Annotated in this window: 16 protein-coding genes; 1 reads left to right on the forward strand and 15 read right to left on the reverse strand. The window is 54.1% G+C overall.

Annotated features, from left to right (window positions below; translation table 11 throughout):
- Positions 1–177: 177 nt before the first annotated feature.
- Both L1N85_RS14865 and L1N85_RS14870 read right to left on the reverse strand, forming a co-directional pair.
- The gene (locus tag L1N85_RS14865; protein ID WP_235239836.1) at positions 178–1,182 is read right to left on the reverse strand and encodes a LacI family DNA-binding transcriptional regulator; all 1,005 of its coding nucleotides are present in this window, start codon (positions 1,180–1,182) and stop codon (positions 178–180) included.
- Between the two features lie 209 nt (positions 1,183–1,391).
- A complete protein-coding gene (locus tag L1N85_RS14870; protein WP_235239838.1) occupies positions 1,392–2,324 on the reverse strand; it encodes a VanW family protein in 933 nt (310 codons plus the stop codon).
- Positions 2,325–2,508: 184 nt separating this feature from the next.
- Between L1N85_RS14870 and L1N85_RS14875 the strand changes: the two genes are divergently transcribed.
- Complete coding sequence (locus L1N85_RS14875) at positions 2,509–3,678, forward strand: hypothetical protein (RefSeq protein ID WP_235239840.1); 1,170 nt, start codon at positions 2,509–2,511, stop codon at positions 3,676–3,678.
- Positions 3,679–3,771: 93 nt separating this feature from the next.
- Here L1N85_RS14875 and L1N85_RS14880 read toward each other — a convergent pair whose 3' ends face one another.
- The 13 genes from L1N85_RS14880 to L1N85_RS14940 form a co-directional block, all read right to left on the reverse strand.
- Positions 3,772–3,972, reverse strand: a complete 201-nt coding sequence (locus L1N85_RS14880; RefSeq protein WP_235239842.1) for a cold-shock protein — start codon at positions 3,970–3,972, stop codon at positions 3,772–3,774.
- A 241-nt stretch (positions 3,973–4,213) separates the two neighbouring features.
- Positions 4,214–5,239, reverse strand: coding sequence for a LacI family DNA-binding transcriptional regulator (locus L1N85_RS14885; RefSeq protein WP_235239844.1), 1,026 nt, complete (start codon positions 5,237–5,239; stop codon positions 4,214–4,216).
- A 102-nt stretch (positions 5,240–5,341) separates the two neighbouring features.
- Entirely contained in the window at positions 5,342–6,151 is an 810-nt protein-coding gene (iolB, locus tag L1N85_RS14890; protein WP_235239846.1) for a 5-deoxy-glucuronate isomerase, read from the reverse strand.
- The gene (gene iolG, locus L1N85_RS14895; protein WP_235239848.1) at positions 6,148–7,200 is read right to left on the reverse strand and encodes an inositol 2-dehydrogenase; all 1,053 of its coding nucleotides are present in this window, start codon (positions 7,198–7,200) and stop codon (positions 6,148–6,150) included. Before iolG ends, iolB begins: the two co-directional genes overlap by 4 nt.
- Before the next feature lie 103 nt (positions 7,201–7,303).
- Positions 7,304–8,764, reverse strand: coding sequence for a CoA-acylating methylmalonate-semialdehyde dehydrogenase (locus L1N85_RS14900; protein ID WP_235239850.1), 1,461 nt, complete (start codon positions 8,762–8,764; stop codon positions 7,304–7,306).
- Positions 8,765–8,784: 20 nt separating this feature from the next.
- Positions 8,785–9,789: a 5-dehydro-2-deoxygluconokinase gene (iolC, locus tag L1N85_RS14905; protein ID WP_235239852.1), complete on the reverse strand. Its 1,005-nt coding sequence runs from the start codon at positions 9,787–9,789 to the stop codon at positions 8,785–8,787.
- Between the two features lie 3 nt (positions 9,790–9,792).
- A complete protein-coding gene (iolE, locus tag L1N85_RS14910) occupies positions 9,793–10,713 on the reverse strand; it encodes a myo-inosose-2 dehydratase (RefSeq protein WP_407946433.1) in 921 nt (306 codons plus the stop codon).
- Between the two features lie 29 nt (positions 10,714–10,742).
- Positions 10,743–12,608: a 3D-(3,5/4)-trihydroxycyclohexane-1,2-dione acylhydrolase (decyclizing) gene (gene iolD / locus L1N85_RS14915; RefSeq protein ID WP_235239883.1), complete on the reverse strand. Its 1,866-nt coding sequence runs from the start codon at positions 12,606–12,608 to the stop codon at positions 10,743–10,745.
- Positions 12,609–13,041: 433 nt separating this feature from the next.
- A complete protein-coding gene (locus L1N85_RS14920) occupies positions 13,042–15,321 on the reverse strand; it encodes a glycoside hydrolase family 88/105 protein (protein WP_235239854.1) in 2,280 nt (759 codons plus the stop codon).
- 4 nt (positions 15,322–15,325) lie between these two features.
- Positions 15,326–17,095 carry a hypothetical protein gene (locus L1N85_RS14925; RefSeq protein WP_235239856.1) on the reverse strand — a complete coding sequence of 590 codons (1,770 nt, stop codon included), beginning with the start codon at positions 17,093–17,095 and terminating at the stop codon, positions 15,326–15,328.
- A gap of 36 nt (positions 17,096–17,131) precedes the next feature.
- Positions 17,132–18,004, reverse strand: coding sequence for a carbohydrate ABC transporter permease (locus L1N85_RS14930; RefSeq protein WP_235239858.1), 873 nt, complete (start codon positions 18,002–18,004; stop codon positions 17,132–17,134).
- A gap of 57 nt (positions 18,005–18,061) precedes the next feature.
- A complete protein-coding gene (locus L1N85_RS14935) occupies positions 18,062–18,964 on the reverse strand; it encodes an ABC transporter permease (protein WP_235239860.1) in 903 nt (300 codons plus the stop codon).
- A gap of 87 nt (positions 18,965–19,051) precedes the next feature.
- Positions 19,052–20,680, reverse strand: coding sequence for an extracellular solute-binding protein (locus L1N85_RS14940; protein WP_235239862.1), 1,629 nt, complete (start codon positions 20,678–20,680; stop codon positions 19,052–19,054).
- Positions 20,681–20,731 lie beyond the last annotated feature (51 nt).

The raw sequence follows: 20,731 nt of genomic DNA on the forward strand, positions 1-20,731 counted from the left end.
TTTGCAAACGATTAGTTTTCTTTAAATCCTCAGAAAAACGTTTACGTAATCGTTTGCCTTTATTATAAGCGCTTTCATTAATGATCGTCAAGGTTATTTTTTTGTCCTTTGTTCACCGGTTGTTCCGGCTCAATTGTTTATTTAAACGTTTACGTAGCAAGCAAAAAAAAAGAATAGTCAGCTCGAATGCCTGACTATCAGATTTGCCGTTAACCGATGCTCCTGCATTGGAGCCTCCGGATCATCGATCCGCTCCAGCATAACCTCCGCCGCTTTCACGCCGAGCTCAAAGGCCGGCTGCTCGATGACCGTCAGCGGCGGAGACGTGATGCGTGTCCACTGAAACTCATCATACGCAATGACCGCGATTTGCTCGGGAACGCTGATCTTCTTCTCTTGCAGATAAAACATGACGCCCATGGCCATCACATTATCCGTAACGAAAATAGCAGTAGGCTGCTGCTTAAGCAGGGACTCCGTTATTTTGTAGCCGCTGTTCAGCGAGACCTCCCCGATGCTGATAAGCTCTGAATCAGCCGCTAAACCGGCTTCCGATAAGGCTTCGAGATAGCCTGCATGCCTCTCTTCCGTCGTAGTTAACGTATGCGGCCCGGAAATATAGGCTATTCGCTTATGGCCGTTGCCGATCAGCATTTGCACGGCTTCCTTCGAAACGGTTTTGTTGTCGACGACGACGAAGTCCCTGTAGCTGTTGTTAGGCACCCGATCCAGATAAACAACGGGATAATCACCGAACAAACGCTCATAATCAAGTTCTCTGCTCGCCGGTGCCATAATGAGCCCGTCAATCATTTGGGAGCCGAGCATCCGGATTTCATTTGATTCGAATTGTTCCTCCTCATGCGAATCACTTAACACGAGATGGTATTGATGCTGCTTCAGAACGCTCTGTATACCCGCCGCAACCGACATAAAAAAGTAATTCGACGTTTCCGAGGCCAGGATCGGAGCCAAAAACGCAATGACATGCGACTTGCGGCTTCTTAGCGAACGCGCGACGGAATTGATCCGGTAATTCAAATCATCCATCGCCTGGTGTACCTTCCGCTTCGTTTCCTCAGACACGAAGCGGGTGCCGTTGATTACATGCGATACGGTAGCCGTAGATACATTGGCATGCTTCGCTACGTCTTTGATGCTTATATTTTTGCTATCGTTCATATTCTCACACCTATGCTTGTCATTCTAATTTTGTAAATCGTCCTGCGCAAGCCTCCACGTAAACGTTTACATAGCTTTACTTTATGTGAAACGCATAGGTTTGTCAATCGTATTGTAGCAGCTTAGCGTTATTTCGACTTCTTCATGGCAAAAATAAGCCGGCACGTCAGCTCGTTGGAGCAGGCGAACCGGCTTATTTCCAAAATACGCTATGGCTTCATGCCATTTACGTTCATATCGAGCCTGATCTCCTCCGGCAGCTTCTTCGAAGCGCTCGGCACTTCGCGTTTCTTCACGTCGATGAGCTCTGAAGAGCAGAGTACGACACTGACCTGTCCGTTGCTTGCATACGCCCTGACAAGAATCGGCTGGCTGTAATTATTTTGAAACACAAAATCAGGACCGTACCAGCTGACCGTCGCATCACGGCCTGGCGGTACATACGGCACGTTGCGGCTGTGGGAGTAACGTTCGACGATTCTCAGCCCTGCGCGGTCGACCGCGTTAAAAAGCGTGGATGAAATTTGGCAGATGCCTCCGCCGACGTCTTCATAGACCTCTCCCCGCACGATGACTGGCGCCCTCAAATATCCTTTATCCTTTGTGCGCTTGCCGACTACCTGGTTGAACGAGAAATTCTCGCCGGGAAACACGACATAATTGTTAATGGCTTTCGCAGCAAGACCAATGTTCGAAGATCGATTTTTATTGCGGCTGTTGTAATAGGTTACGTATAGCCCGATGCGTCTCGCCTTAATCGTAGACAAAATTTCGCTGTCGACCTTCGGAAAAGTCGTGATCAAGGGAACCTCCAGCGTGTATGTATCCCCTTCATAAATATACTCATACAGCTGCCGCTTAAAAGTTAGGCGGTTCAGCCTGATTCCCGTCTTCTCCGGTATAATTCTGCCGGCTCCGTCAAGTGCCGCATTCACCGGCTTTCGCTCGGTTTTTTTGTCCACGCTGTCCATCAGCTTGTCTAATTTATCGTCGTCCACGAGCGGCACCCCGGGAAGGGGATGAACATATTCCTGATTCCTAAATTCGGCGATCATTTGCCCCTGCTGCTCAATAGTCAGCATTTCCGGCCGCTCTGCAGGCTGCATCAATAAAAGCAGGGCTAAAAGCCAGTCCCATCCCATGTTCTGTCAGCTCCTGATCCAAAAGTAACCGACTTAGTATGGATTAAAACCGATACTGTCATACACAAGCTTTGACGTATACTAATGTCGGAGGCCGTGACAAATCCCCATCCATTTCCTGCATATTTCCAGGCCGATTTAAAAATACTGGAGAGAGCGAATTTTTCATGCGGAGGGATCAGAAATGAAAAGTCTATTTGCAAAATGGCTTGCCGCTGCAGCCGCGGCGGCGTTATTCAGCATGCTTGTCATTCAGGAGCCTGCTGTGGCTGCGGGAAAAAAAATCGATCATGCCTTTGTCTTGATGACTGTTCATGCCAGCAACACAGCGGATTTCGTCAGCGAGCTGGCCTTCAAGAGCAAAGTGCTGACGCGAGCGCTTAGCAATGCGAAGACGGAAAAAGCTCCGTCCGCGAACGTACTGCAGGATGTTGAGCTGACAATTACGCAAACGGTGGGTGACACCGGAAGCGGAACGCATTTCCGGCTAGAGCAGAATGGCCATTTATGGAAAGAATCGAGTGAGGAGCGGATCGTATTGTCTGATCAAGCCGCCGCCCTTCTGATCCGCTGCGCAACCGCGCTGAGGAACCAGCATTACGGCAAGCTGATCGCATGGAACGATGCCAAGCAGCTGCTTCCGAATAAGAGCATTTTTACCGTGACGGATATCGAGAGCGGCTTCTCGTTCCGGGTTCAACGGCGAGCGGGCAGCGACCATGCGGACGTACAGCCGGTGACGAAGGAAGATACGCGGATTATGAAGCAAATTTACAACGATAAATGGAGCTGGAACCGAAAGGCCGTTCTCGTTCAAGCCGGCGGGGAATGGATCGCTGCTTCCATGAACGGCATGCCTCATGGAGGCGACGGCATACCTGAGAACGGCTTTTCCGGCCATTCCTGTATTCACTTTTACCTAAGCAGCACGCATAAATCGAATGTCCCCGATCTCGCTCATCAGGTCATGGTGCATAAGGCTGCAGGGAATTTGCCTGCTTATTTCTCCGGCTTATCCCCTGCTTATCTTGCGAAAACCTTTGTCGCCGTCATGAACCACAAAGAAACCGGTTTGCTGCGGCAGTTGGCCATTGGATTATCGGAGGAGAAGCTGGCTTCCTTCGAGGCAGAAATGGAATCGCTCAGCTCCATCCGAGAGGAGCTGCCTCCGAAACGAAAGCGGGGGAGCCGTTTGTCGGATAAGGAATACGGGGATGCCTTGACGGCAGAAGTGGAGCTTCCCGTTTCCCTTGAGAGAAAAGGGCATTCCCGGCAAAACGGGAAATACCGGTTCACGTTCAAACGTTCCTCGGCGCAATCTTCCTGGCATTTCGTTGACGTTTTGACCGATTAAGCAGCCGGGAGCGTGAAACTTTTGACGTTCGGCTGCCTTATCAGACGACAAAAAAAAATCCCTTAACGTAAGTTAAGGGATTTTTTGCGGTTATTACAGTTTTACTACGTTCTCAGCTTGTGGTCCGCGGTTGCCTTGAGTAACCGTGAATTCAACTTGTTGACCTTCGTCAAGCGATTTGAAGCCGTCGCCTTGGATCGCGGAGAAATGTACGAATACGTCGTTTCCGCCTTCAACCTCGATAAAACCGAATCCTTTTTCTGCGTTAAACCATTTAACTGTGCCTTTTTCCATTTTGTGTAGCCTCCAATAATTTATTTAACATGTTTTTTTTCGTAATAAAACTAAAAATCACACATTGAAAAAGGTACCATTATACAAATGATCACCCTTTTCAATATGTGAATTAAAGGTAGTATTTGCTTAGAAAGTAATTGTAGCATACAAAGAGATATAAAGCAATGCGATGATTATTGCAAAAGAAAGAACGTCTCCATTCACTCCGGCGAGCAATGAAGACGTTTTCTTCTAATGGTTAATTATCTATAGGATATGCCAGATTGACGCAGGCCGTGGATTCCCGCACGATAAGCTCCGTTCTCAGAGCGATGCGATGTTTAACGGTCGGAGCCTCCTGCGCAAACTGCTCCAGCAGCAAATCGACGGCGGAGGCGCCCAATTGCTCCATCGGCTGGGCGATCGATGTAAGCGGCGGATCGGTAACCGAAGCCAGAATCGTGTTATCGAAGCTGACAACCGACAGCTCGGAGGGAACCCGTATCCCCGCCTCCTTGGCCGCTTGGAGCGCGCCGACGGCAAGCAGATCATTGCAACAAAAAATAGCGGTCGGCCGGTCGCTGCCCTGAAGCAATGCGGCAGCTTCCCGTTTTCCGTCCTCCATCCGTTGCTTGCACGGCCGCACATGGCGCTCAGACATCATAACGCCTTCTTCCCCAAGCCTCTGCTTAAAGCCATGAAGCCTTTCGCGGCTGCTGCTGACCGTCAAGCTCTCGGACAACACAGCCATGCGGCGATGGCCGAGCAGCAGCAGATGCTCCGCCGCCGACCGGCCGCCTTGCCAATCATCCGCCACAACGGTATGAACGGAGACGGCAGATACCTCGCGGCCAATGATCACAACGGGCATTGATTCGCCCAAATCACGCAATATATCCGTATTTTCCATGCCCGTACCGATTATAATGCCGTCTACCCGCTTCTGCTTGAGCACCGATATATATTGTTCGATCCGTTCATCCTTATTGTCCGTGCTGCAAATAATAACGCTGTAGCCAAGCTGATGGCCCCTGTCCTCAACCGCTCTCGCCACTTCCCCGAAAAAAGGGTTCGCAATGTCCGGAATAAGCAGGCCTAACGTGAAGGTATGCTTTCCGGTCAAGGCGGAGGCGATGACGCTGGGCTGATAATGAAGCCTCTCCATAATCGCGAATATTTCTTCGCGTCTTTCCTGGCTTATTTTCCCTTTGGCATTGATTACCTTGGATACCGTCGCTATGGATACGCCCGCTTCCCGGGCTACATCGTAAATTGTCGCTTTCATGCGCATTCCTCACTCACTCAAGTCGTCCTACCCTCTATTATGCTTGGAGAAAGGCAAAATTTGCAATCACAATCGCATAGTCGAAGCTCTGCATCAGGTAACCTATTTCTTCAACATCCACTCATGCTCAGGATCATTATAAAACTTCCATGTCCGAACCGGTCCTGCCATCACATTCAAGTAATAAACCTCATAGCCAGCAGGGGCCGACACCGGATGGTAGCCTTTCGGCACCAACACCGCCTGGCCGTCCTTCACCGTCAGCGTCTCATCAAGCGAACGGTCATCCGTATATACGCGTTGAATGGCAAAGCCCTGCTCAGGCTGCACGCGAAAATAGTACGTTTCCTCCAGCAGCGATTCGTCCGGCAGCGCATCGCGGTCATGCTTATGCGGCGGATAGCTGGACCAGTTGCCTTCCGGCGTGAATACCTCGACGACAAGCAAGCTGTCCGCTGGCTCCCGCTCCGGCAAAATATTGTGCACGAGCCGCTCCATGCTGCCGCTGCCGCGCAATTCTACGCCCACCTGCGCCGGCGCAATAAGCCGCGCTTCATGCCCGCCCCGGCCTGGAGCCGAGCAGATCGCCAGCTCAATCTCCGTCAAAGCGGTAATCTCGTAACGGTCTCCGTTTGGCACGTACACCGAATACGGGGGGATTTTCTCGAACACGCTCATCCGTCCGCCAATTTCAGACCATGAGGATGCCGCCGTCTTGACGCTTGCTTTTCCACTAAGGAGCACAAGGCATACTTCCTTGTCCCCTGTCTCCCTGCTGAGAAGCTGGCCGGCTTCAAGCTTCACCGCCTCAAACCCGACATACGTCCACCCTGCCGATTCCGGCGTAATGCTCAGCACGCTGCCGTCCGCGGCAGGGTGCTCCGATGCGGGCACAATCAGCTTCGATTTCATTGAATCCCCTCCTTCACATGCGCTTGCTTCGTGAACTCGTAAGCTTCCGCAAGCTTTACCGGTCTCCCCAGCTGAAGCGACCGCTTGGCCGCAAGCGCCATGAGCTCGGCCTGATAGCCGTCATAACCGCTGACCGGCACGTCCCTATTTTCAAGAATACATGTGATAAACTGAACGGTTTCTTGGATGTAGGCATCATTATAGCGCTCCAGAAAAAAATGAAGCGGCTTGTCGCGGCGGACGCTCTCTGCCGTATGAATCTCCGCCGTATTCGGATAATCATTCGAAATCGCAGCACTGCCGCCCGATCCGAACACCTCGACCCGCTGATCGTAGCCGTACACCGCTTTCCGGCTGTTATCGATGACGCCCAGCGCACCGTTCGCAAAACGGATGGTTACGATCGCGGTATCCACGTCGCCAAACTCCGCAAACACCGGATCCACCAGCACGCTGCCGTACGCATGCACTTCTTCCGCCTCGCTGCCGGACAGGAAGCGCGCCATATCGAAATCATGGATCATCATGTCCATAAAAATGCCGCCCGACGAACGGATATACTCTTTGCCCGGCGGAGCCGGGTCGCGCGACGTAATTTTCACGAGATGCGCATCCCCGATTTGCCCCGACTGCACAAGCTCCCGCACCCGCTGAAAATTATGGTCAAAACGGCGGTTGAAGCCGACCTGCAGCTTCACCCCGACCGCCTCCGCCGCCTCAATTGCCTCTTTGGTCTGAGCGATATCCATGCTGATCGGCTTCTCGCAAAAGATATGCTTGCCCGCGGCCGCGGCCCGCTTGATGAGCGGGACATGCGTGTCGGTAGGCGAGCAAATAAATACTGCTGAAATGGCCGGGTTATTCATCACATCCTCGCTGTCCTGCGTTACAATGCCAATGCCTCTGGCGGCAGCCCACTCGCGCAGGTTATCGTCCGCGAAAGGATCACTAATCGCGACGACTTCCGCGTTCGGAAGCCTCAGCACATTTTCCGCATGGATTTTACCGATCCTGCCTGCCCCTATAATGCCAATTCTGACTTTGTCCATATCGTCTTGCTCCTTCTACATGTAGTGCAAAGCAGCCTTGCATGTGTAGGCGCGCCTTGCGCCGGCGGATTATCAGCGCAAAGCGACCATTTTTTCTTGCAGCTTACCAGCGCGAGGTGACCATTTTCTTTCTCGTATAAAACTCGACGCCGTCGGTGCCGTTCGCATGCAAATCGCCGTAAAACGATTTTTTCCAGCCGGAGAAAGGGAAAAACGCCATCGGTGCCGGAACGCCCAAGTTAATGCCGAGCATTCCTGCGTCAATCGTCTCGCGGAATTGGCGGACGCTGCTGCCGTCCTGCGTGAACAAGCAGGCCCCGTTCGCGAATTCCGAGCGGTTGGCGAGCTCGATCGCTTCGTCCAGCGTGCTGACGCGTACGATTGACAGCACAGGCGCGAAGATTTCATCCTCCCATATTTTCATCCCGCATTCGACCTGATCAAAAATCGTTGGGCCGACAAAGTAGCCCTGTTCGCCCGTTGCCGCATCCTTGCGTCCATCGCGCAGCAGCAGCGCGCCTTCCTTCTCGCCGATATCGATATATTTCAGCGTTCTCTCCTTGTGCGGCCCGCGAATGACCGGACCGAGGAAGACTCCTTTATCCATGCCGTTGCCGATGGCGATGCCGTCGGCCGCTTCCTTTAATTTGCTGACGAGAGCATCGCCAACCTCGCCGACCGCGACAACGACCGCGCATGCCATGCACCGCTCGCCGGCTGAGCCGAAGGCTGCGCCTACGATCTGCTGGACGGCTGCATCCAGGTCCGCGTCCGGCATGACGATGGAATGGTTTTTGGCGCCGGCGAGAGCCTGAACTCTTTTGCCATAAGATGTGCCGGTCGTATAGACATACTCCGCTACGGGCTGGGAGCCGACGAAGGAAATCGCCTTAATGTCCGAGTGCTCCAGCATGCCGTTAACGACATCATGCGCACCGTGCACCACATTCAGCACACCTGCAGGAAGGCCCGCCTCGGCAAACAGCTCGGCAAGCCGGTTAGCGAGCAGCGGAGTGCGCTCCGACGGCTTCAGCACGAATGTGTTGCCGCAGGCGATCGCCAGCGGGAACATCCAGCACGGCACCATCATCGGAAAGTTGAACGGCGTAATGCCCCCCACGACACCGATCGGATACCGGTACATCGCCGACTCCAGGTTCGTCGCGATGTCAGGCAGCACTTTGCCCATCATCAGCGTAGGAGCGCCGGCGGCGAATTCGATGCATTCGATCCCCCGCTGCACTTCCCCGTACGCTTCCGCGTAGCTTTTTCCATTTTCGCTCGTAATGATTTTAGCCAGCTCTTCCCAGTGCTCGACTAGCAGCTGTTGATATTTGAACAAAATTCGCGCACGTCTCGGAACCGCTGTCCGGCTCCAAGCAGGGAAGGCTTCCTTGGCCGCTTGAACGGCAGCATCCACCTCTGACTTCGAGGATAGCGGAACGTAGGCCAGAATGTCCTCCGTCGCGGGGTTGAATACCGGCTCCTTGACCTCTGCTTCGGATGCGACCCACTGGCCGCCGATATAGTTGTTGACCGTCTGCGCATTGCTTGTGTTTACCATCTTTCATCCATCTCCTCTCGTCAGTTCGGGCTTGCTGCATTGCTCTTCTCGATAAAATCGTTAACCTGCTCTGCCGTCGGCATCGCGTCGGAGCAGCTGTGGCTCGACACGACGATCGCTGCCGCCGCGCTGCCGTATTCCATGCTTTTGGCAATCGGCCATTGCTGCATCAGCCCGTACAGGAAGCCCGCCGCATAGGAATCGCCGGCTCCGAACGTCTTAACGACATTGGCCTTGAAGCTTTTGGCACGATGGCTGGAGCCGTCCTTGGCATAAGCAATCGATCCCTCTTTGCCATGTTTGATAATGACGATCTGCGCGCTGTAATCGAACCATTTCGAGGCGGTTTTATTGTCGTCATGGCCCGGATTGTCCTCGAACCTCTCCATCATGTCGAACTCCTCGCGCGTGCCGATGAGGATGTCGCATTTTTCAGCCGCCAGATTGTAGTACGCCGCCGTTTCCTCCTCAGAGGTCCAGGTGTAGGGACGGTAATCGAGATCGAAAGCGATGACGGCTCCGTGCCGTTTCGCATATTCCAGCGACTGGAACACCGCCTCGCGGGAAGGGCTTTGCGCAAGCGCCGTGCCGGAAATGAGCAGCAGCTTGGTACCTGCAACGATCTCCTCCTTCACCTCGCTTGCCTTCAGCAGCAGATCGGCGACATTGTCCCGGTACATCAGAATGCTGCAATCAGACGGGCTCTTAATCTCGGTAAAAGCAAGCCCCGTCACCGCGCCTGTATCGTCGGTCACAACATTGCCGGTGTCGATGCCATTCTGCTCCAGATAGCGGACGATAAAACGGCCCATCTGGTCATCCGCCACTTTGCCGATAAAGCCAGTCTGCATACCTAGCCTCGCCATGCCGATGCATATATTTGCCGGAGAGCCGCCGACGTATTTCGTAAAGGTAACCGTATCCTCCATCGGGCGGTTAATTTCATTTGCGTTCAAATCGATGCACAGGCGGCCAACCGCCACAAAATCAAGCGTCTTCTGGTCTGGAAATCGAATGCTGCTCATGCTCTACTCCTTTCTCAGCCCGGTCACAGGCACTAACGAATCGATATAGTTCAATGCGCGAAGGGCGTATTCATAAGGAGGATGCAGAGCGGGATCCTGCTCGCCCTCCAGCATCGCCCAGCCGCTGTAGCCTTTGTCCTGCAGCTCTGTAATAATAGGCTCAAAATCAAGGCAGCCGTCGCCCGGAACGGTAAACACGCCTTTGCGAATACAGGTGACAAAATCAGCTTGCACAGCGCGGGCCTCATCCAGCACGGACTGGCGTACATCCTTCAGATGAATATAGGCAATCCGGTCAAAATGCTTGCGGAGAACCGCGAGCGGGTCTGCGCCGCCGTAATAGGCGTGGCCGCTATCGTAAAGCAGGTGCACGAGCGACGGATCCGTCAGCGCCATCAGCCGGTCGATCTCCTCCGGCCGCTCCACGACCGTGCCGCCGTGATGGTGATACGTCAGCTTCATCCCGTATTCGGCGGCAATGCCGCCCGCAGCGTTCAACCCCTCGGCCAGCGACTGCCAGCCCTCTTCGTCCAGGCGGAGCACTTCCTTCTCGTTCGGCGTCCGCCGCGGGTCAAAGTGGAGGGAGCCTCCCACTTCCGCCGTGCTGATGACCTTGCTGCCCATGCTGCTCAAAAATGCGGCATGCTCCCTGTAGGAGGCCAGTTCCTGCTCGCGGTAAGCGGAATCGGAGAACAGCACCGATTTCCACTGCGAGACGAGCTGAATGCCGCGCGAGTCCAGCTCACGCTTTAGCAACGCCGTATCCTTGGGATATTTTCGGCCCATTTCCGTTCCCTTGAGTCCAAGCTTCTGCATATCGTCAAGAATCGTTTCGTACGTCGTGTCAGCCCCGTGCTCGCGCACGTCCTCCCCGACCCAATTGATCGGGTGGGCGCCAATTTGAAACGTTAATTGCTCCAGCATATCCGTTCCTCCTTTTGGGTTCGCTGCGTTTAAAGCTCTCTTGCCTTGCTGATTTGCTCCGCCATCTCCCGGTGGGAGTCGGTCACTTTGCCGCTCACAGACACTTCCGGAACGCCGACGCGCCACCAGGATTCATAGCCGGACGTATTCGTGCCCGGCAGCACTTTAATTTCGATTAGCGTCGTAACCGTTTCCTCGCGGGCTTGCAGCAGCGCGGCACGCAGCTCCTCAGCCGTGTTCGCCTTATAAGCCTTCGCCCCCATGCTCTGCGCATGGGCGGCGAAGTCCATCTGCATGTAGTCTCCGGCAAGCCGTCCGCTTTCGGAGTCGCGGTAGCGGAATTCGTTGCCGAAGCCGTCGCTGCCGTGACCGCGCTGCAGGTTATGAATGCATTGGAAGCCGTGGTTGTCGAACAGCAGCACCGTCATTTTTTTCCTTTCCTGAAGGCTGGTTACCAGCTCGGAATGAAGCATGAGATAGCTGCCGTCGCCGACGATCGCATAGACGTCGCGGTCCGGCTCAGCCAATGCCGCGCCGAACGCTCCGCTTATTTCGTAGCCCATACATGAGAAGCCGTATTCCATATGGTAAGTGCGCGGTTCGGTGGAGCGCCACAGCCGGTGAAGATCTCCGGGCAGGCTGCCTGCGGCGCAGACGATAACATCCGACGGCAGAAGCGTCTCGTTGACGACGCCAAGCGCGCGCGTCTGCGTCAGCCCTTCATCCGACTCCAGCGCGTACAGCCGGTCGACTTCGCTGTCCCAGTCTGCCTTTAGCTCCGCTAGCTCGGTTTTGCCGTAGCCGCTCCGGTAATTCGCTGCTGCCAGCGCTTGATGCAGCGCCGTCAAGCCTTCCCGGGCATCGGCGGTCAACTGCAAGCCGTTCAGCTTCGCCGAATCAAAGCCGCTGACGTTCAAGTTGACGAACTTTACGTCTTCGCGGCCGAAGGCGGATTTCGACGCGGTCGTGAAATCCGAATACCTTGTGCCGATGCCGATAATAACATCAGCCTCCTGCGCGAGGCGGTTGGCCGCTAACGAGCCGGTTACGCCTATGGCGCCCATGTTCTGCGGATGGTTCCACGGCAGGATGCTTTTGCCGGCCTGCGTCTCCGCTACCGGAATGCCGAACGCTTCCGCGAACGCGGCCAGCTCCTTCGATGCGTCCGCATAATGCGTGCCTCCGCCCGCTACGATCAAAGGCCTGCTCTTCCCGGCGATAAGCGCCGCTGCGCGCTGAACCGCGTCACCTGATGCAGGTCGCCTGTCGATGATATGCACCCGCTTCTCGAAGAACGACGCCGGATAGTCATACGCCTCCGCCTGCACGTCCTGCGGCAGCGCGAGCGTTACCGCTCCTGTCTCCGCCGGATCGGTCAGCACCCGCATCGCCTGAAACGCGGCGCTTATCAGCTGCTCGGGCCGGACGATCCGGTCGAAATAGCGGCTGACCGGACGGAAAGCATCGACTGCTGATACGGTGTAATCTGCAGGCACCTCGAGCTGCTGCAGCACGGGATCGGGCTGCCTGCAAGCAAAATTGTCGCCTGGCAGCAGCAGCACCGGAATCCGGTTCACGGTTGCCGTTGCTGCAGCGGTCACCATGTTCAGCGCTCCCGGACCAATGGATGACGTGCACGCATAAATCTGCTTGCGTCCGTGCTGCTTCGCGAAAGCCGCCGCAGCATGCACCATTCCCTGCTCGTTTTTGCCCTGAATGAATGTTAGGCTGCCCGCACTCCTCTCAAGCGCCTCGCCCAGCCCCGTTACGTTCCCGTGGCCAAAAATGCCCATGATTCCTTTTACAAACTTCGTCTCCATACCGTCTACAGACACATATTGCTGGTCCAAAAACCTCAGCAGCGCCTGCGCCATCGTTAATCGAATCGTGTTCATTCGCATCCCCTTCCGATTTGTGTCCATGTTTGCCGCGCCGGCATTCGTCCCCGAGCCCAAATCGGCATGCTGGCAGGAAAGCTGGCGCGCTGTCAAGCTGCAGGCAGCTAAGTTAAGCGCTTAACTTAGTAGGAAAAATTATACAGCCGGTAAACTGTATGCCTTACACTTCAGGCGCCATATGTTGGATTTATCCAGTAACTATGCTCACCAATGCCGCTTTCAGCGCGCTATGTTGGATTTATACAGTAACTTTGCTCTCCAGTGCCACTTTCAGCGCGCTATATTGGACTATACGTTAACTTTACTCCCCGGTACCGCGCCCTATGTTGGATTTATCCAGTAACTTTGCTCCGCGGTACCGCTTTTAGCGCGCTATGTTGGATTTATACAGTAAATTTGCTCCCCAGTGCCAATCAGCGCCTTGTCCGGTTTAGTTCGCGTCACTATGTTCCGCCCGCTCTTCAGCGCCTTGCTCGTCGCGGGCTGCCGCCGATTTCATCCGTCTGATCTCTACCCCCGCCAGCATCATGATGCCGATGCCGTGGTTGTCGTTCACGACGGTCCGCAGGTCGTACATATAGTAATCGGGTGCAAAGGAATAGCGCGAACCGCTGCATACCCCGTGCACATTGCCTTGGCGATCGATCGCCCCGCCGGTCAGGCCCTTCCATGCTTTAAGCGCGGCAGCCGCATAGCCATCCTCACCCTTCAGCCAGCCAAAGCGCACTCCCCTCGCGAAGGCATAAGCAAACATCGCAGTACAGGACGCTTCCTCGTACGCATCCGGCTGGTTAAGCACCTGGCGCCATAATCCCGAATCCGCCTGCAGCGCAGCGACACCCGCACACAGCTCCCGGAACATAGAAAGCAGCGCTTCCCAGTCCTGATGATCGTCAGGCAGCTTCTCCAGCAGCTCGGACAACGAGAACAGGCACCAGCCGTTGCCGCGTCCCCACGGCACGCGCGTCGCCTTGCCGTATTTGAAGTCAAACACATGCGACATGACACCTTCCTGCTCCATAAACAAGTAGCGCTTATAATGCAAAAACTGTCTCCCCGCTTCATCCAGCGCTTCCCGATTGCCTGTCGCTGCGGCATACCGGATCAGAAACGGAGCGCTCATGTACAAATCGTCCGCCCACATCGTGTCGGCAGCATAATCACCCGGGCACAGCCGGTAGAATGCCCCGTCTTCCCGTCGCTCCAGCCTGCAGAGCATAAAATCGGCAATGACGTCCGCAATGCGGAGAAAATGGTCATCCCCCGTTTGTAAGTAAGCTTCCAGCATGGCGGAACCGAACGAGCCGCAATTGTCGAGCATCTTGATCAGGACGAGCTGGTGGTTGACGGAAGGAAAGCCGTATTGGTCACGGTCCCACAACGAATACTCATACATGTCCGTACAGCTGCGGATGTGGCCCAGTGCGTAATCCTCCAAATCCTTCCGGTCAAGCTCGCGGGCGGTTCGCAGCAGCCCATACATCGTAACGCCGAGCGGATAATCCCAGCGCCCGTAATTCGTAGCGCTGCCCGTTGTCCATTTGTTGCTCAGCATGGCGTTCTCATAATAGGGCCTTAACGCCGACTGGGGAGCATCAACCATCCAATACGTATGTCCTGCAGCACGGCCCTCCGAATCGACGGCAGCATAGAGCGCATCCATCGTGCAAACCGCCGCTGGGTCAGTCTCAACTGCCGGATCAAGCGGTCCCGCGTACAGCCATGCTCCTTCGCCCCCATGAACGGCCGCCGGCAATTCGAGCGGCAGCAGCCGTCCTCCGGAATAGACGTTTACTTCAAAACCCCAGCCGCCGGAACCGCCTATGCTGCGAACGAGCAGCTGGCGGGAGCCGGAGCCCGCGGGCACTTCCGTCCGGTAGGAGCCGGCAGCTTCAAGCTCGGCCACCTTCCTGCCGTCGAGCCAAATAACGGTCGGCCCCAAGACGCTGCCTTCCAGCATGAGCGTGTCCGCCCCTGCCGGCACACTCAAACCGCTCCAGCCGTAAGCCGCGGCTGGCTGAACAGGACGGCCGAACAGCCGCTCGCAGTTCGGCAGCTTCAACTCCTCCTCCTTCCACTTTACCCGCGGAAGCCACGTTATGCCGGTTTCTTCTTCTGCCTGTTTGAAGTCGGGAAAACCTCTTTCTCCATCGAACAGCTGGCTTTTCATTGGTCCAGTGAACACCCAGCCCGCGCTTCCCTCCCTTCCGGCAAATGGAGCCAGCACCTGCATAATGCGGACCTTCGCCTCATCCGCGCCGAAGCGGCAGCCAAAGCCCGCTTCCGTCTTGCGAGCTTCTACCAAAACAGCGTTCCAGCCCTTGCGCAGCAAAAGCGGAATAACGGCTCGCGCGCCAGGTTTCATCTCGTCTACCGCATTCGACCGGTACAGCTGTTCTTCGTTGACATACAGACGTACCGGACCTAGCGGCTCCATGATGCCGTCAATCGAGCGCTCGTCGTCGCTCCACACGAGACCGTAAACATAAGCATAATCCCCGTCAGCCGCTTCCGGCAGCTTGGCGGATAAATCCATATCGTATTGCCCTTCCCGGGTTTGCAGCACACCCGATTTGGCGAAAGCCCGAAGCGCAAAAGGCACGGGAGGATTCGCGCCTGCATACCGGCCGGACAGTACCTCCAGTATGCGGCGCTCGTCATCGCCAAACCAATAATGCGCGCTTTCGCGCGGCTCCATGTATGCGGTCATCGAATCATCTCCCCTGTTCGCTTTCCTTCCAATCTTGACGCGACAATCTGATATCGAACGTTTTGTCGTACGGCGTCATCAGATTCACAATCAGCGTCTGGCAATCTGCAGGATAGCTTGTATTGTTAAGTGTCTTCGCACGGTGCTCGTGAGCTCCGCCGCCGATTTCGATCCAATCATTCCCCGCGGAGAAGCGGGCTGTCCCTTTTTCCCAGAAGAAGGTTCCAGCGGCAGCCGGCTCAATCCCTTCGCCCGATAAGGCGCCTTCCTTGCTGAACACAAAAGAAATTTGCGTCATTAATATTTCCGGTTCCTCACAGTGAACGCGAACGCTCCAGCCCTGTTCATTTTCCGTTAATACAACCTCGATTTGATGCTGCTGCTCGTGGGTAAGCTCCCGCAGATGGTGGGGCAGCAAATACCAGGGACTGACCGGTCCGCCGGCGGTTTCCGGCAAATGCCGCTTTGCAACGGGGCCGTAGTACCCTTTTCTCTCTGTTGCTGTCAACCGGTAACCGTACTCCAGCTCCTCCATCTGCTTGAGCTTCACGAAGCCGGGCTCGAAGGAGCTCGCGATTTGCACGGCGAGCAAACGAGCCGAGCCATGCCGCAACGCAAAAAAGGAACTCGTCTCGGTAATGACGGTCGCGCTTGTCGCCCCGTTCCGATGCCTGGCCACCGGAGCGCCAAAATCGGGATGAAGCCTGCTGTGGTAAATACGGCCTCCATGTCCGGCCGCCTCCATCCCGCTCAGATAACGTTCGCGCGGAAAACCGCCGTTAACGACAACGCGGTAGGAGTCCGGCAGCGCACCAGACTGAACCGGCTGCTCACGCAGCTCCGGATAACGCAATAAGCCGATCAGTCCGTTATTAGGCAGGCCGCCCGGATGAGTAATTGCATCTCCCGCGAGCTTGGCCATCGCTGCAAACAGCGGATCGTTATCGCGGTTCCCCATCAGCTTGGCAATGAGAAAGTAGTTGCTCATATCGGTTTTGCTGCCGAAATCCTGACGCCCGGAATAATCCGTCACTACTTCGCCGTCCGGATGAATCATATAAGCCATCATTCGCAAATTCCGGCGCACCGGCTCAAGCAGTTCAGGACGGTCGAACAGCTCCGCGGTAAAGTATAAAACGATATCGCTGACAGCGTTATAAATACCGTTGCTACGCTCTGTCCACTCGCCATCTTCCGTGCAATCCATTCCTTCCGCGAGCCACTGCTCAGCCCGTTCCTTCAGCTCAGGCCGTCCCGTCAGCTTATACATAAACCCAAGCGCCGCCGTAATTACCCAGCGATGATTCGGGGTATGGCAGCCGCCAGTCAGCAGCGCAGGGATCGTCCGTTCCAGAAACGTCCGGATGTCCGCCGCAGCGCCCTTCAACGGCTCCCACTCATGAGCCGCCAGCAGCTCATACACTTGTGCCAGCCCGCCCGCGACAAACGCCGTATCAGGCGGAGAGTGCATATTCGTCCAAGGCGGCGAAATCGTGCCGTCGGCATGCTGGAACCGCAGCATGTACTGTGCACTCAGCTCCAAAGCGTGCAGCAGCTCCTCATCGTGATAATACGTTGAATCTGCATTTATGAGAGCGGATGCCCACAATGCCATCATCATCGGCGTACCGCCATGGTGGCTCGGCCACGCGATGCCGTTCACGGGATCGGTCACCCCTCCGTAAAAACGGCTTTCACTGTCCAGCACTTGATTTTCCATGCCGACTTTTACCCATTGGTCGTTTATGGAGACCAGCTTTTCGTATATGCCCATTCTGCTTCCCACACTTTCTCCAGATTTCCTCTTCCGCTATCCCTTCACCGCACCGAGCATCACGCCGCTGACGAAGTAACGCTGCAGCCATGGGTAGACGATCAGTATCGGCACGGTAGCGAATATGACGCTGGCCGCCTTCAGGCTTTCCGGCACGACGGTCGCCATCTGCGCCCCTTCCATCTGCAGAAGGTCCGTGATCATATTGTTTTGGATGAGCTGATAAAGCTTCAGCTGCAGCGGATAAAGCTCTGGACTGTTAATGTACATCAGCGTGTCCGTAAATCCGTTCCAGCGACCAACTGCGTAAAACAGGCTGAGCGTCGTAATAACCGGAAGCGATAAGGGCAGCATAATGCTGAGCAACGTCCGAAAATGACTGCTGCCGTCAATTTCAGCGGATTCCTCCAGGCTTTCGGGGATATTATTGAAGAACGTAATTAAGATAATTAAGTAAAAAGGGTTGATTAGTCCCGGCAGCACGAGCGCCCAGATCGAATCGAGCAGGTTCAGGTTGCGGACCAAAATATATTCCGGAATAATGCCGCCGCTGAAAAACATCGTAATGACGACGATAAACATGATTCCTTTGCGGCCCTTTAGCTTTTTTTTGGACAAAGGATATCCGATCGCAATCGTCATCAGCATGCACAGCACCGTAAACAAGCCGGTAAGCAGCACTGTAAATCCGAGCGAACGAATCATCGATGCGTCGGTAAATACTTTGGTGTAGGCTTCAACATTAAAATCGACCGGAAGCAGGCTCACTTTCCCGGATAAGATCGGTCCTGCCGAACTAAAGGAAATCGCCGCTATATGAAGAAATGGAGCAAGACATATCAACGTGCAAACGAGTAAAACAATAAAATTGGCGGTATCGAACACGCGGTTGGCGGTTTGCTCTCTCATAGCGTCCGCTCCTTTCAAATAATCAAAATCAGGTTGAATATAGGCTTGACGTCACTCCTACATGATGCCTTCATCCGTAAGCTTCTTGGAGGTATAATTTGCGCCGAGCACAAAGACTAGCCCAACGACTGCCTGGAACAAGCCGACAACCGTCGCCAGCGTATACTGGCCCGACTGGAGCCCGATCCGGTACACGAACGTGCTGAGCACGTCGGAGTATTCGCGTACCGCCAAATTGCCAATGACATACGGTCGCTCAAAGCCGATGGAAATCATATGACCTAAATTAATAATGAGCAGCACGACAATCGTCGATTTCAAGCCAGGCAGCGTAATATGCCAAATGCGCTTCAGCCTGCCTGCTCCGTCGATGCCGGCAGCCTCGAACAGCTCCTTGTTAATGCCGGTGAGGGCAGCCAAATAAATAATCGTCCCCCAGCCGGCGCTTTGCCACACGCCCACGAGCAAATAAGTAGCGAGCCAATCGTTCTTGTCCGTCAGAAACGGTATCGCATCAAATCCAATAGAGGTAATCACATTATTAATCATGCCGGATTGCGTGCCAAACACCTGATAAACGATTCCGCCGATAATGACCCAGGAAATAAAATGCGGAATATAAAGAACCGTTTGTGATAGCTTTTTGAACCACTGCACCTTCATCTCGTAGAGCATAATGGCCAAAATAAGCGGTGCCGGAAAAGAAACCAGCAAATCGAGAAAGTTGAGCATCAGCGTATTGCGAAGCGTCAAATAAAAATCGCGCATCCCAAACACTTCCTTGAAAGCTTCGAAGCCGATCCACTCGCTCCCCACTATTCCTTGAAAAAAATTAAAATCCTTAAATGCAATAATGATCCCGTACATCGGTCCGTATTTGAAAATGATGAAATAAATGAGCGGCAATACAAGCAGCGCATACAGCTGCCAATATCTGCGAAAATAGGCGTTCCAACTCACAGCGGTCTCCTCCTTATGCAATCGGTTCAGGTGTGGAGACGAGGCCATCCCCCGCCTCCAACACATTCACCAAGCCTGATCAGCGCATTATTTTGCCTGCATCTCTTTATATACAGCCGTGCGCTCGTCTAGAATCGCCTGACCTCCGCTAGCCATATAGTCTTTCAGCATCGTTTCATAGACGCTTTCGAACTGGTCCGGTTTCGCCATTGTTGTTTTCACGATCATTTCATTGAATTTATCGAGCAAAGTCGTGCCGTATTTCGTTTGCGCTTCGATCGGTCTGTCCATCAGCACCGGCGGAATCACATCTGTATTAGCAATGACTTGAGCAGCCTCAACCTGATCCTTGAATTTCGCAGGCATTTGCATCGCTCTGGCCTTCAGGTTCAATTCCATGCTGCCAAGCTGTTTGCCGTTCGAGATAATAATCATGTCGCCGCCATTGTACAGTCGGTTCAACGCTTCTTCTGTCGGATTTTCCACCACTACCGGTATGTCGTCAACCATCGTATAATTCTCGCCCTCAATGCCGTTTTGCAGGTTGAACAAATTGTCGCCGGTTGCCATCCACTCCAAATACTTGATGGCTTCAACTGCGCGTTCGCTTGATTTTGGAATCATGATATAAAGGCCGTTTGGTGCGTACATAGGCTTAGCATGCTTGCCTTCCTCGTTCGTAAATACGTCTACGGAATGAAGCAGCGCGCCGGGCACGTTTTTCTGCAGTGTATCGTAAGAGCCGTTCTCATAGAAAGGATTGATATCATCCTCGCTGTAGAAACCAACCTTGCCTGTTGCTACGTCCTCGCCCAGCTTCTTCTTGTCCTTGTCGAGGCCGAAATCCTTGCTGATCAGCCCTTCATTATACAGCTTATTCATGAACTGCAGCGCATCCTTAAAGCCAGGCAGAAGCGTCGGATAATCGTTGGAGCCAAGCTGCTGCGTCAATGTGTACTTTTGTTCGTCCGTCAATGGTTTAATGAAAGACCAAAGGAGCGGCTCGTATTGAGCGGAAGCGATCGTCATCCCCATCGGAATAACCTGCCCGCCAGTCGCGCCCGGATCCTTTTCTTTAAACGCTTTCAACGTTTCATAAAGCTCTTCTGTCGTTTGCGGTACAGGCATATTCAGCTTATCCAGCCAATCCTGACGGATGAAGGACGCATATTTGCCTACATTGGACCGCTTCGCAGGTACCGCGAATTGCGTACCCTGGTATTGGCCGTAGCCAAGAACCTCGTCACCTAGAAACGCTTTCAAATTCGGTGCGTGCTCGTCAAGCAGCGGACCTACATCAGTCAATCCGCCCTGCTTGGCATAACGGTTAAATGTATTCGGATCGTAAGTAAAGACAATATCCGGCACGTTGCTTCCGCTGGCCATCAGGACATTCAGCTTCTCTACTTCCTCCGAACGCGGCACTGGCACGTATTCCAGATCAATGTTGTTCGGCTCGCCGAAGTTTTCTTGAATGTAGTTCGTCAAATAGTTGTCTGTAATCGTGGAGCCGACCGGCGAGTTCCCTCTGTCGAATACTTCAACCTTGAGCGTAACCCGCTCTTTGGAAGCACCTGTATCCGTATTCGTTCCCCCCGAAGCATTTGGCTCCGAATTTGAAGAACATGCCGTAAACAATAATGAGCAAGCCAGGCCAAGCATCAGTAAGGATTTCTTCGTTCCCAAAATACCGTTTTTTCTCTTATTTCCAATCATCGTTCCAACCCCTTCATCGAATGATGTATTGTACCGTGCGGGCCGCTTGAT

This window comes from Paenibacillus alkaliterrae (genome assembly GCF_021532375.1).
Classification (GTDB): domain Bacteria; phylum Bacillota; class Bacilli; order Paenibacillales; family Paenibacillaceae; genus Pristimantibacillus; species Pristimantibacillus alkaliterrae.